Genomic DNA, 12097 nt, shown 5'->3' with positions numbered 1-12097 from the left:
GGCGGTAGCGAATGACCGAGCGACGTGCGCGTGGGACCAGTCCGGGTGGACGAGGTAACAGGCGCACGTCGCGCACCCGGCCCAAGATCGACGCACCCGGCCGCCCTAGCACGGCCAAACGCCCCACGCGCCGTCATCCGGAATCGGCCAAGCGCAAGTCCAGCGGCAAGCTCGAACGCGGCGAACACACCATCCTCGGTCTCTCGACCGGCAAAGCGGTGATCCTCGCGGCCGTGCTGTGTGGCCTCGCGCTGACCTTGGCCGTGCCGACGCGCACGTATTTCAGTCAGCGCGCCGAAGCCGTGGCACTGGCCAAGCAGCGGACCGAACTCGAAGCCGACCTCGCCGGTTTGCGCGATCGTCGTGCGCAACAACAGGATCCGGCCTACATCCGCTCCGAAGCGCGCGACCGCCTTCGCCTGGTGATGCCCGGCGAAACCCCCTACATCGTGCAGATTCCCGGCATCGAAGCACCAGCCCCGCCGCCGATGAGCACCCGAACCGCGGCGCCCGACCCCTGGTACACCGACCTGTGGCGCAGCATCTCCGAACCAGCCCCGGAAGGACCACGGTGACGACACCGAACGCCGACGACCTCGAGATCATCGCGAAGCAGTTGGGCCGCGAGCCTCGCGGCGTGCTCGAAGTCGCCTACCGCACCCCCGACGGCCTGCCCGCCGTGGTCAAAACCGCGCCCCGCCTGCCCGACGGCACGCCCTTCCCCACGCTCTACTACCTGACCGACCCGCGTTTGACCGCTGAGGCGAGCAGGCAGGAGTCGGCCGGGGTGATGCGTGAGATGACCGAACGCCTCGCTACCGACCCCGAGTTGGCCGCCGCGTACCGTCGTGCGCACGAGAGCTATCTGGCCGAGCGCAACGAAATCGAGTCGCTCGGAACCGATTTCACCGGTGGTGGTATGCCCGACCGGGTCAAATGCCTGCATGTGCTGATCGCGCACTCCCTCGCCAAGGGTCCCGGCGTGAATCCGCTCGGTGACGAGTCGGTGGCTCTGGCTGCCGCTGCGGGCTTTCGTGGCACCGCAATCCCCGCCGACTGGCCCGCGGCCCCTGGCGAACAGGCATAATCGCGGGAGCACGAAACCTGGAGGACACCATGAGTGAGCGCATCGCCGCCATCGACTGCGGCACCAACTCGATCCGCCTGTTGATCGCCGAAGTCGGCGCCGACGGTGGGCTCACCGATGTGCACCGGGAGATGCGGATCGTGCGCCTCGGCCAGGGTGTCGACGCCACCGGCCGGCTTGCGCCCGAAGCGCTCGACCGCACCCGCCGCGCCCTCGGTGATTACGTGAGCATCATGTCCGAGCACGAGGTTTCGCGCGTGCGCATGGTCGCCACCTCCGCCACCCGTGACGCGGAGAACCGCGACGAGTTCTTCGAGATGACCCGTTCGCTGCTCGGCCTCGTCGTGCCCGGCGCGGTCGCGGAAGTGATCTCGGGTGATGAGGAGGCGCGGCTCTCGTTCGCCGGAGCGGTCGGCGAATTGTCCGCCGACGCAGGACCTTTCGTCGTGGTCGACCTCGGCGGCGGCTCCACCGAACTTGTAGTCGGCGACGAAAACGGCGTCCAGGCAGCCTATTCCGCCGACATCGGCTGCGTCCGCATCACCGAACGCTGCCTCCCCGGCAACCCGCCGACTCCCGAACAGATCACTGCCGCAAGGGAATTCGCCCAGCAGAAACTCGACGAAGCCTTCCAGAAGGTCCCCGTCGACAAGGTCCACACCTGGGTCGGCGTAGCCGGCACGATGACCACCATCACCGCCGTCGCCCTCGACCTCCCCGAATACGACTCCACCCGAGTCCATCTCACCCGCCTGAGCCTGGCCGAGGTCCATCAGGTCTGCGACCGCCTCGTCGCCATGAACCACGACGAACGCGCGGCCCTCGGACCGATGCATCCCGGCCGCGTCGACGTCATCGGCGGCGGTGCGGTCATCACCGAGGTCCTCGCCGACGAATTAGCCCGCCGCGCAGGGGTTTCCGAACTCGTCGTCAGCGAACACGACATCCTCGACGGCATCGCCATGTCGATCGTCAACGCAGCCTGACCACGCGATCACCGAAACCGCAGAGTCAAGCCGAGCCCGACTCTGCGGTTCCGGACTCGTCGCCGATGTAGTCGGCTCCGGGGTATGCCCGCGCCAGTCGGCCGTCCGTGGTGACCAGCGCCATCTCGAACTGCTCGGCAAGTTCTACGTAGAGTGCGTCGGCGAGCCTGATCGGCGCTCGGCGGTTCCAGGCGCCCATGGTCAGGTTCACGACGTGGTGGCGAGTCAGCGGCGCCCGCGCAAGACGACCGAGTGCGGTCTGCACTTCGGCAACGGAAACCAGACCGGCTCGGTTCAGTCTGCCGAGGGCGGAGAGAACCTCCACGTCGAAATGTGCGGGTACGTGGAGCGCGGCTGCTGAAATCCGTTTGCTGACCGCGTCCGTCCGGTCATTGCGAACGAGGAGATCAACCATCGCACTGGCGTCGAGGACGATCTGCTCGAGTTCGCTCACTGGTCGAACTCGTCTCGGGCTACGTCGATCGCCGCCAGTACTTGATCGTGGGAAATCTCGGGACGATCGACAAGATCAGCCAACCACGCCGACGTCGCGTTCTCTTCGAGAGCCGCCACAATCGCTGCCTGAGTCAATGCCGAAACATTGACCCCGGCCGCTCTGGCTCGTTCGGCCAGTTCATCGGGCACGTACACATTGAGTCTCGCCATAGTTCAAACTATACACACCTGTGTGTGTATAAAGTCTTGCGCTGCTATTCGCCGGTGCGCGCTCGATGTTTGCATCCGGGCCAGCAGCAGGGACGCCGCTGACCTTCCTCCAGCTCCTCCTGCGTCCGGCGAATACGCCGTTCACGAGTGGCGTCCTGTTTCGCGTCCTCGACCCAGCAGATGAATTCGTTGCGGGCCAGCGGGGTGATGTCCTGCCAGGCTGTCAGCGCTGCGGAATTGGCGAGCAGCGCGTCGCGCAGGTCCGTGGGCAACTCGTGCACCACGCCACCGGCCACCTGTCGACTACCCATGAGTCGGTTCCGGCATCGATAACACCTCTTCGTGTCGACGGTTCGCGTGCAGTCGAACCTACGCCGCAACGCCGCCGAACCCCAGCGCGCTTCCGATCGACAGGTACATCGGCCGATCTCGCGGGCGGGCAGACTGTCGTTCATGGTTGGTCTGCCTCCACTGGTTCGGGTCCTTGCTTCCACGATGGCCCTCGTGGCTGTCGCGTCGTGCGCGCAGCGCGAGTATCCGGGAAGCCAGTCTGAGAAGCTGAGTGCCGATGTGGTGGGGGCTGTTTCGGTTGGACCGCTCGGCTGGGATGACGTCGGCAGGAAGGACCGGACGCGGGTCTATCTCTTCGATGCCAAGGGCGAAGTCGTCTCGCGATTGGACGGTGCCGCGATCGCCAACAACCGACTGCTCGTCTCCCCACAACGCGTGGTCACCGCTGCCGGAAACACTGTGACAGCGCTCGACCACACGGGTCGATTCACGGCTCCGATCGATCCGGAAACCATCGTGAAGGCCGCTGCCAATAATCCTGACACGGGTGCGGCGACCATCTGGTTCCACAGAGCGCTCGAGACCCGATACGCGTCGATCGGCCCCGACCGCACCTCGCGAACCGGGCTCGTGCCCGGCACCGTCGGGATCGTCGGGTATTGCGGTGACAAGCACTTCGCTGTGGTCGGTGACTCTTCGACACGGACTCGCCAGCGACTCTACGAAATTCCATTCGATGGCGACCCTGTGGTTGTCGGTGAATGGCACCACGACCCGGAGTTCCAGCCGATATCTTGGGCAACCTGTACCGGGCGTGGGTACCTGCTCGCCCTGTACGCGCCCGAGGGGACTACCGCCACTGACAAGGGCGGCCCGAATCCGACGCTGGTCAGCATCGACACCACCGACGGTTCACGGACCGAAACCCGGCTGGACCTGCTCGACGACAGCTGGCGCACGGGTTCGGGAACGCTCACCGTCGTAGGCGACCGGCTGTACTGGATCACCCACGAAAACGACGTGTTATCCGTTGCGTTGGATGGATCATCCACGGTACGCAAAGAATGGAGCTTGCCCGGCCTCGGCGACGAAACATCGGTGTCGGTCGAAGGCACCACTGTCTCCGCTATCACCCATCGAGAAGTCCCGACGTTCACCCAATACGACCTGCGCACCGGGCGCATAACACGAGAGCCGGTGGCCCTGCCGTGGCTCGAATCGATTCAGGGCGTGGTATCCGACAGCGGCGGCACCATTTACACCATCGACGCGTCCGCCGGCATGGTCGGATGACTTCGTAGCTCGCCCTTCACCTCAGCGTCGCGTCAGGAGAACAGATGCCCACCTCGGAGTCATTGCCACCCGTCTCCACACACCCAACGACGTGGAAATTCGACTACCCGATCTTCCACGCCGAGACGCGGACCCAGTGGCGAACCTGGCTCACGCACAACCACGCGTCGGTCCGTGGAGTGTGGCTGTGCTCCTGGCGCAACACCACCGGCCGACCACGCTGCCCGTACCCCGAGGCCGTCGAGGAGGCCATCTGCTTCGGCTGGATCGACTCCACCACCACCATCCTCGACGAAGAACGCGGCTTGCAGCTGTTCACACCGCGTCGACCCAAAAGCGCCTGGACCCGGCTCAACCGTGAACGCGCGGCCGAGATGGACAAGCGTGGCCAGATGACCGACGCCGGCCGCCACGCCATCGCCGCGGCGAAAGCCATTGGCTGGTGGACGATTTCGGACCAGGTCGAAGATCTCATAGAACCACCTGACTTGACCGCGGCGCTGGACCGAGACCCGCGAGCTCGAAGCAACTGGGACGGTTTCGCACCCAGCGTCCGCAAGCAGATGCTGTGGTGGATCGTCAGCGCCGCTCGAGACGCGACACGGTCAGGTCGAATCGCGGAGATCGTCACCAAAGCCGCCGACGGCCAACGCGCCCGTGGTTGACGATCTCAGCGCGGGTGCGGCACCGCGCATCAATGACGCTGCGCTGCAACTCGATCCACCCGCGCGCGGCTTGCGTGTTCTGCGCGATGACCCGCCACGGTTTCGGTCGTGGCAACTCGTCACCGCGCTTGACCCCGCTCACTCTGCAGCCTTTGGTCGACCGATCTCCCCATGGTTCGTGCGCTCGAACGGTCCGCTGAGATCGCGGACGAGCGCCGGATCGGTGTAGATCTGCGCGGTGTGCTTCCATGCGATCAGGTTTCGCTGGAATGGCAGATAGAAGCCGGTATCGGCACCGGCGACGAGGTCGTCGAGCAGTTCGCGAACGGCTTCGGCACGGTGCTCTGCAGGCAACCATGTGAGCCAGGGGAGTTCCTCGGCGAATACTTCTTCCGCCATCTGCCGGTTCGCCTTGGCTACCAGCGCGAGAGACCTCGCGGCGATCCGCAGCGCGCCGTCCATCGCCTGATAGCGCTCATCACGCATGAGCACAACGTTCTCGGCGTCCCGCCGTTCAAGCGTGACATCGGACTCGGCCAACAATGGAAAGACCGACGTTTGTTTACGGATGAGCTCGCTGAACGGTAGAGACTTCATCGCCCCAGGCTACTCCTAGTGCTGAACTAATTCAGCACATCAGTGAGCCAAGTCGCGTCAGTGGCAGCTGTTCGGTGCGGGTTCCCCGCGGAGGCGGGCGTCGATCCACGTCATCGAGCCCGGCCATCCGCCGAACAAGCCGATGATGTGTTCGCCGAAAAGGGGCTGGTGGAACGCGGTGACGCCCAGTTCGCACTGCTTGCGCTGGAGGGCGAGGCCCTGTTCTATCGGCACGCCGAAGTCCAGCGACCCGTGATAGATGTACATCGGCGCGACGGCTTTGCGTCCGGTGAGGTCGACGTGTTCGAAATAGCTCTCGATGAAGTCGGACCGCAGCGGGTCGGCCACGTCGAGGCCCACGTCGATCGGCAGTCCGAGGACACCGAGAGGGCCGTTGCTGTCGCCGCAGGTGTCCTTGATCGGCGAGATGGCCACCCATTGCGCGAGGTTGTTCAGATGGGCGAGCATCTGCGGATGCTCGCGGGCGATCGCCAAGCCGGCGGCCATCAGAATGCCGGACGCGACATTGCCGTTGAACTTCTCGGCGATAGCGCGATAGTCGGTGATCAGCCCGCCCATCGACGTTCCGGCGACGACCTGCGCCAACTCCGGCGCGTACTCACCCAGCAGCATCGCGGCGCCGAAGGACGCGATGGCCCCGCCCGAATACCCGCTCACCGCGAAGCGGCTCTCGCCGAACTCCACGGGCAGCTGCTGCCGCACCGCGCGGATGGCATCGAGGACGGCATGCCCGGCGACGATCGGTTCGCCGTACGCCATCCGTGGCCCTTCGTGGTCGGGGACCAGCACCGCGTACCCGCGCTGCACCGCCCAGGCCGTGGTGGGCGGAACCAGGTCGCCCGTCGAGAACTTCTGATGCAGACCGTGCGCCAGGGCGTAGGAAGGGGTGCAGGTGCGGCCGAGGGAGTTGATCGGCAGCGCGTTGACCACGACCGGACGGCTGCCGGCCCCGGTCCATTCGGCGGCGGGCACGATCAGGGTGGCGGTGCCGAACGACGGCTTGCCGTAGGAGTCCGAGCTGCGGAACTTCAACAGCAGCGCCCGCCGGATGGGGACGACGACCAACGGTGCCGCGGTCGCGGTGACATCACGCCATTCGACGATCTCCCCAGGGGCGCGCCCGGCCAGATCCTCGGGCCACCTGTCGAAGATCGGGTCGCCTGTCGGTGACGCCGACACCGCGTTCCACAGCGCGGACAGTTCGGGGGAGAGGTCGCGTTCAGCAGGTGTGGCGGCGGGTGGAAGGGCGGGCGCGGGCACCACGTCATCGATCCACTGTTGGGTCGGCGACGGTCCCGGTTCATCGGCCGACGCGTGCGTGTGTCCGCTCAGCAATGCGCCGATCACAGCGATCGCGCCGACGACAAGTCGAATGTTGGGCATTTCGCAACGCTCCTTCGAACCCCCGGATGCGACTACCCACCACCCTGCCCTTGTCTCACCGTACGAAGCTGTTCGTTGAACGAATTCGGTGTCAGCTCACCATGTCCGGTGGGATTTCCCGTGCCGAGCTGCACGCGCGGACCGAGTTGCCCGACACATCTCGCACGCCGTTGCGGACGAATCGCGGACTTTGCAGGTCGGTTGACCGACCTCCCGGTGGTCTTCACGCCGCCCACCTGCGACGAATGAGTGCCCCCACAGGGACTCGAACCCTGACTGTGCGGATTTTAAGTCCGCTGCCTCTGCCAATTGGGCTATAGGGGCGTCCCGGACAGCGTAGCGAATCGTACGGGTGTACCGGAATCGTGTTGGCCTACAAGGTCGGCCCGGCGTGTCGGAACAGACCACGCCGGGACCGATCATGTCATCGAAGGGGCTGGTCAGTCTTGCTTCGCGGCGGATTTGCCGAGGATGGAGTGACGGCGGCCGTAGGCGAAGTAGACGACGAAGCCCAGTGCCATCCAGAGCAGGAAGCGCAGCCAGGTTTCCACCGAGAGGTTCACCATCAGCCACAGGCAGGCCGCGACGGCCAGGATGGGGATGAGGGGGACCAGGGGGACGCGGAAGCCGCGGGGCAGGTCGGGACGGGTGCGGCGCAGGATGATCACGCCGATCGAGACCAGGACGAAGGCGAACAGGGTGCCGATGTTCACCATTTCTTCCAGGGTGCCGAAGTCGACGAAACCGGCCAGGATCATGCAGACCACGCCGACGATGATGGTCAGCCGGACCGGGGTGCCGCGCTTGCCGGTGTGGGACAACCAGCGCGGCAGCAAGCCGTCGCGGGCCATCGCGAAGCCCACCCGGGTCTGGCCGAGGAACAGCACCATCACCACGGTGGTGAGGCCGGCCAGCGCGCCGATGGAGATGACGTTCTTGGCCCAGTCGATGCCGTGGATCTGGAATGCCGTTGCCAGCGTGGCGTTCTCGCCGGCCAGTTCGGTGTAGGGCACCATGCCGGTGAGCACCAGCGTGACTGCGACGTAGAGCACGGTGACGATCAGCAGCGAACCGAGGATGCCGCGCGGCACGGCCTTCTGCGGGTTCTTGGTCTCCTCGGCGGCGGTGGCGACCACGTCGAAACCGATGAACGCGAAGAACACCAGGCTGGCCGCGGCGAGTAGGCCGTACCAGCCGAAGTTGCTGTCACCGGCGCCGGTGACGAAGGAGAACAGCGACTGGTGCAGGCCGCTGTCACCGCCGTCGCTGGCCTCCGACGGCGGGATGTAGGGGCTCAGGTTCGAGGCCTTGAAGTAGGTGATGCCGAGCACGAGCACCAGGGCGATGACGGCCAGCTTGATCGCGACCGCTACCGCCGACACCCGCGAGGACATCTTGGTCCCGAGCGCGAGCAGCACGGTGAGCACGGCGAGCAACAGCACCGCACCCCAGTCGAAGGTGACCGAGCCCAATTGGACTGTGGCCGAATCGAATCCGAATACCGTGCCCAGATACTGCGACCACCCCTTCGCGACCACCGACGCGGCAAGGGTGAATTCCAGGATGAGGTCCCAGCCGATGATCCACGCCACCAATTCACCGAAGGTGGCATAGGAATAGGTGTAGGCACTACCGGCCACCGGCACGGTCGAGGCGAATTCCGCATAACAAACCGCAGTGAGACCACACGCGATCGCGGCGAAAACAAAGGCCAGCGACACCGAGGGGCCCGCCACATTGCCCGCGGTGCGTGCGGTGAGGGTGAAAATACCCGCGCCGACGACGACGGCGACACCGAAGATCGTGAGATCCCAGGCGGTCAGATCTTTGCGAAGTTTGGAATCGGGTTCATCGGTATCGAGAATCGACTGTTCCACCGATTTGGTGCGGAACAGCCCGCCCCCTCGGCGGGGCGATCGACCCACCCCTGGAGCATCCTGCGGTGTCGGCACGGTATTTCTCCTTCTGCTGCGAAAAACGTAATCGGGGGTTACCCGTAAATCGGGTCAGTGCACGCCCTGCATGTGGCGCTTGATCCAGGGCGCGCAGGCGACCACGACGAGGCCCGCCGCGATGGCGGCGCCACCGCTGAACCCGAAGTAGGCGGCTTCGCTGTCGGGGCTGTAGAAGCGGGCCAGCGTGCCCGCCATCGACGTGCCGATACCGACCGAGAAGAAATACAGCGCCATCATCTGCGAACGGAACGCGGCGGGCGCGAGATGGGTGGTCACCGCGAGACCGATCGGCGAGAGCAGCAGTTCCGAGATCGCGAAGCCGCCGAGAATGGCGAAGACCGCGAGCACCGGGACGGTCTTGCCCTCGAAACCGCTCAGCAGCGCGAACAACCAGAACGCCACGCCCATGCCGATCACGCCGAGCGCGAACTTGATCGGCGTACTCGGCGCGCGGTTGCCCAGTTTGGTCCACATCAGCGCGAACAGCGGCGAGAGCGCGATGATCCACACCGGCTCGACCGAACCGATCCAGCTCGCGGGCGCCTCCCAGCCGAAGATGCGCCAGTCGACGCGCTCGTCGGAATACACCGCGAGCATGGTGAACATCTGCTGGAACAGCGACCAGAACACGGCATTGGCGATGAACAGCGGGATGAACGCGACCACTCGGGTGCGCTCGATCGGGGTCACCTTGGCGCTGCGCAGCATCACCGCGAAATAGGCGATCGAGGCGACCACGATGACGGCGGTGGTGACGTCGGAGAGGTTCTCGAGGGTGATCAGCTTCGTCGCGATGGCCACGGCGACCACGACGGCGGCGACGGCCACCCCGATCAGCACGGGCGTCAGTTCGCGGCGAGTGATCGGGTTGGCCACCTCGCGTCCGTGGGTGCCCAGGTTGCGGCGGAAGACCACGTACTGGGTCAGGCCGAGCGCCATACCGACAGCCGCGGCGGCGAAGCCGACATGGAATCCCCACTCGCGCTGCAACAGCCCCGTCAGTAGCGGGCCGCAGAACGCGCCGATATTGATGCCGAGATAGAACAGCGTGAATCCACCGTCGACGCGGGCGTCCGTCGGCGAATACAGCGTGCCGAGCAGAGACGACGCATTCGCCTTCAACGCGCCACTGCCCAGCGCCACGAGCACAAGACCGACGCCGACCCCGACCATCCCGGGCAACACCGCAAGCGCGATGTGACCGGCCATCACCACGACGCCGCCGTAGAAGACGGTCCGCTCCATCCCCAGCACCCGGTCGGCAATCCATCCGCCGAGCACGGTGGACAGATACACCAGACCGCCGTAGGCGCCGACGATGCCGAGCGCGGTGCTCTGGGCGATGCCGAGGCCGCCCTCGGTGGTGGAGTAGTACAGGTAGTAGCCGAGGATCGTGAGCATGCCGTAGAAGGAGAAACGCTCCCACAGCTCGACGCCGAACAAGTTCGTCAGGCCGATGGGGTGACCGAACAGGGTACGTTCGGCCGCCGGATCGGCTGGGTCCGGCAGGTGGCCGACCCGTGTTTCTTCCGTGGGCATTGCGGAAGTTTCCCACGTCGAAACGGCCGACAGCAATTTTCCCGCATCGTCGCGGGTTCGGCGTGCCGCGGGCGTTGTACGCCGCAAACCTGTCCGGCGGTGCTCGCCGACACGAATTACGCTGGGGTAGTCGGTGATCCCGCGACGGACGAGGTATTCAGACGTGCTCACAGCCGAGGTGACCGTGCCGGTGTCGGCCGAGCGGGCGTTCGCGACGCTGGCCGACGGCTGGCTCTACGCGAGCTGGGTGGTCGGTGCCTCGCATATCGGCAAGGTCGACGCGGACTGGCCCGCCGTCGGCAGTCGCATCCACTACCGATTCGGGCTGTGGCCGGTGCTGATCAGCGATACGACGGTGGTGCGCACGATCGACGCGCCGCACCGGCTCGAGCTGGAGGCGCGGCTGTGGTCGGTCGGGTCGGCATGGATCACCCTCACGGTGGTTGAACAGTCTCCCGGTCACGCCACGATCCGGATGGTCGAGCGGGCCGCCCGCGGGCCCGCGCGGCTGATTCCGGGTCCCGCGCAAGATCTTCTTTTCGCGGCCCGCAATCAGGAATCTCTCGACCGATTGGCGGACTTGATTCGTGCTCGTTCGCAAAATGAATGACTCGGTATAAATGCCGACCGGTATGTATTTCGCCATGCTGAGGATTTCGCGCCGAAAGAATTCCATCGAATTCAACGACATCATGTAGAAACCGCACATTTGGTTTAGTCTCTGATCCAATCGAAATGTGTAGGTCAGGGGATGCGCGTGCTACATATCGAGCACTTCAACAATGGCTGGATGAATCCGGTACTTGCTTTCGGGCTGTCGTTCATCGGCTCGGTGTTGGGTCTGCGCTGCGCGGTGCACGCCAAGACCTCGTCGACACCGCTCGGCTGGCTCATCGCCGCGGCCGTCGCGCTCGGTGGTGCGGCGATCTGGGTCATGCACTTCACCGCCATGCTCGGGTTCAGTGTCGACCGGGTGCCCATCCGCTACGACGTGCCGTTGACGCTGCTCAGCGCGGTGATCGCGATCGTGGTGGTGCTGATCGGGCTCACCATCGTCACCGGGGGCGGCAACGAGCGGGTGACGCTGCCGTTCGGCGGCGCGATCACCGGACTCGGCGTGGCCGCCATGCACTACCTGGGGATGTGGGCGATGCGCGCGCAGATCGTCGTCGAATACGACCCGGCGCTGGCGGCGCTCTCGCTGGTGATCGCGGTGGTCGCGGCCACGGCGGCGCTGTGGTTCATGCTGCACGTGCGCGGGCTGCTGATGACGATCAGTGCCGCGCTGGTGATGGGAATCGCGGTGTGCGGCATGCACTACACGGCGATGGCGGCGATGCGGGTGCACCACGGCGCGGCCACGACCGAGGTCGACGGCGTCACGCCGGTGCAGTTGCTGCTGCCGTTGATCGCGACAGTGTCGCTGGTGATCGCCGGATTGGTGATCGTGGTCGGGCTGGCGGAATTGGAAGTGGCAGGGGAGAACCGGTCGGCATCGGAACTGCTGCTGCGCACGGAGGGGGGCGTGATGTCCAGCACGGATCCGGCCACGCTCGCCGACAGCGGAAAGCAGTGGCCGCGATTGCCGAATTGACCGCCGTGGCCGAATGATTC

Annotated in this window: 14 protein-coding genes and 1 tRNA gene; 7 read left to right on the top strand and 8 right to left on the bottom strand. The window is 65.6% G+C overall.

Annotated elements, in window-relative coordinates:
• Positions 1-11 precede the first annotated feature (11 nt).
• Genes ACFWUP_RS07155 through ACFWUP_RS07145 form a run of 3 tightly spaced genes read left to right on the top strand, consistent with a single transcriptional unit; the run spans position 12 to position 2073 of the window.
• Entirely contained in the window at positions 12-575 is a 564-nt protein-coding gene (locus ACFWUP_RS07155) for a septum formation initiator family protein (RefSeq protein ID WP_379231655.1), read from the top strand.
• A complete protein-coding gene (locus ACFWUP_RS07150) occupies positions 572-1087 on the top strand; it encodes a DUF501 domain-containing protein (RefSeq protein ID WP_379231653.1) in 516 nt (171 codons plus the stop codon). The genes ACFWUP_RS07155 and ACFWUP_RS07150 overlap by 4 nt, the downstream gene beginning before the upstream one ends.
• Positions 1088-1116: 29 nt before the next feature.
• Positions 1117-2073 carry an exopolyphosphatase gene (locus ACFWUP_RS07145; protein ID WP_379231651.1) on the top strand — a complete coding sequence of 319 codons (957 nt, stop codon included), beginning with the start codon at positions 1117-1119 and terminating at the stop codon, positions 2071-2073.
• 25 nt (positions 2074-2098) lie between these two features.
• Here ACFWUP_RS07145 and ACFWUP_RS07140 read toward each other — a convergent pair whose 3' ends face one another.
• The 3 genes from ACFWUP_RS07140 to ACFWUP_RS07130 are packed head-to-tail and all read right to left on the bottom strand — an operon-like array spanning position 2099 to position 3050.
• The gene (locus ACFWUP_RS07140; RefSeq protein WP_379231649.1) at positions 2099-2527 is read right to left on the bottom strand and encodes a type II toxin-antitoxin system VapC family toxin; all 429 of its coding nucleotides are present in this window, start codon (positions 2525-2527) and stop codon (positions 2099-2101) included.
• Positions 2524-2739: a type II toxin-antitoxin system CcdA family antitoxin gene (locus ACFWUP_RS07135; RefSeq protein WP_379231647.1), complete on the bottom strand. Its 216-nt coding sequence runs from the start codon at positions 2737-2739 to the stop codon at positions 2524-2526. Before ACFWUP_RS07135 ends, ACFWUP_RS07140 begins: the two co-directional genes overlap by 4 nt.
• 44 nt (positions 2740-2783) lie before the next feature.
• The gene (locus tag ACFWUP_RS07130) at positions 2784-3050 is read right to left on the bottom strand and encodes a YdeI/OmpD-associated family protein (protein ID WP_379231645.1); all 267 of its coding nucleotides are present in this window, start codon (positions 3048-3050) and stop codon (positions 2784-2786) included.
• Positions 3051-3243: 193 nt separating this feature from the next.
• Here ACFWUP_RS07130 and ACFWUP_RS07125 point away from each other — a divergent pair, with 193 nt between their 5' ends.
• Both ACFWUP_RS07125 and ACFWUP_RS07120 read left to right on the top strand, forming a co-directional pair.
• Positions 3244-4323, top strand: a complete 1080-nt coding sequence (locus tag ACFWUP_RS07125) for a hypothetical protein (RefSeq protein ID WP_379231643.1) — start codon at positions 3244-3246, stop codon at positions 4321-4323.
• 44 nt (positions 4324-4367) lie between these two features.
• Positions 4368-4988, top strand: a complete 621-nt coding sequence (locus ACFWUP_RS07120) for a YdeI family protein (protein WP_379231641.1) — start codon at positions 4368-4370, stop codon at positions 4986-4988.
• 138 nt (positions 4989-5126) lie between these two features.
• Here the strand turns inward: ACFWUP_RS07120 and ACFWUP_RS07115 are convergent, their stop codons facing one another.
• From ACFWUP_RS07115 to ACFWUP_RS07095, 5 genes are all read right to left on the bottom strand, one after another.
• On the bottom strand, positions 5127-5585 hold the full coding sequence (locus ACFWUP_RS07115) for a hypothetical protein (protein ID WP_379231639.1): 459 nt from the start codon (positions 5583-5585) through the stop codon (positions 5127-5129).
• Positions 5586-5642: 57 nt separating this feature from the next.
• The gene (locus tag ACFWUP_RS07110; RefSeq protein ID WP_379231637.1) at positions 5643-6989 is read right to left on the bottom strand and encodes a lipase family protein; all 1347 of its coding nucleotides are present in this window, start codon (positions 6987-6989) and stop codon (positions 5643-5645) included.
• Positions 6990-7239: 250 nt separating this feature from the next.
• Positions 7240-7313: transfer RNA gene (locus ACFWUP_RS07105), tRNA-Leu, on the bottom strand.
• A gap of 116 nt (positions 7314-7429) precedes the next feature.
• A complete protein-coding gene (locus ACFWUP_RS07100) occupies positions 7430-8941 on the bottom strand; it encodes an APC family permease (RefSeq protein ID WP_379231635.1) in 1512 nt (503 codons plus the stop codon).
• A 54-nt stretch (positions 8942-8995) separates the two neighbouring features.
• A complete protein-coding gene (locus ACFWUP_RS07095; RefSeq protein ID WP_379231634.1) occupies positions 8996-10483 on the bottom strand; it encodes a peptide MFS transporter in 1488 nt (495 codons plus the stop codon).
• A gap of 163 nt (positions 10484-10646) precedes the next feature.
• Between ACFWUP_RS07095 and ACFWUP_RS07090 the strand changes: the two genes are divergently transcribed.
• A complete protein-coding gene (locus tag ACFWUP_RS07090) occupies positions 10647-11093 on the top strand; it encodes an SRPBCC family protein (protein ID WP_379231632.1) in 447 nt (148 codons plus the stop codon).
• A gap of 141 nt (positions 11094-11234) precedes the next feature.
• Complete coding sequence (locus tag ACFWUP_RS07085) at positions 11235-12077, top strand: MHYT domain-containing protein (protein ID WP_379231630.1); 843 nt, start codon at positions 11235-11237, stop codon at positions 12075-12077.
• Positions 12078-12097 lie beyond the last annotated feature (20 nt).

It is taken from the genome of Nocardia sp. NPDC058658 (assembly GCF_042716665.1).
Classification (GTDB): Bacteria; Actinomycetota; Actinomycetes; order Mycobacteriales; family Mycobacteriaceae; genus Nocardia.
The sequence above is the reverse complement of the archived record's forward strand: the minus strand, read 5'-3'. Positions and strand labels throughout refer to the sequence as shown.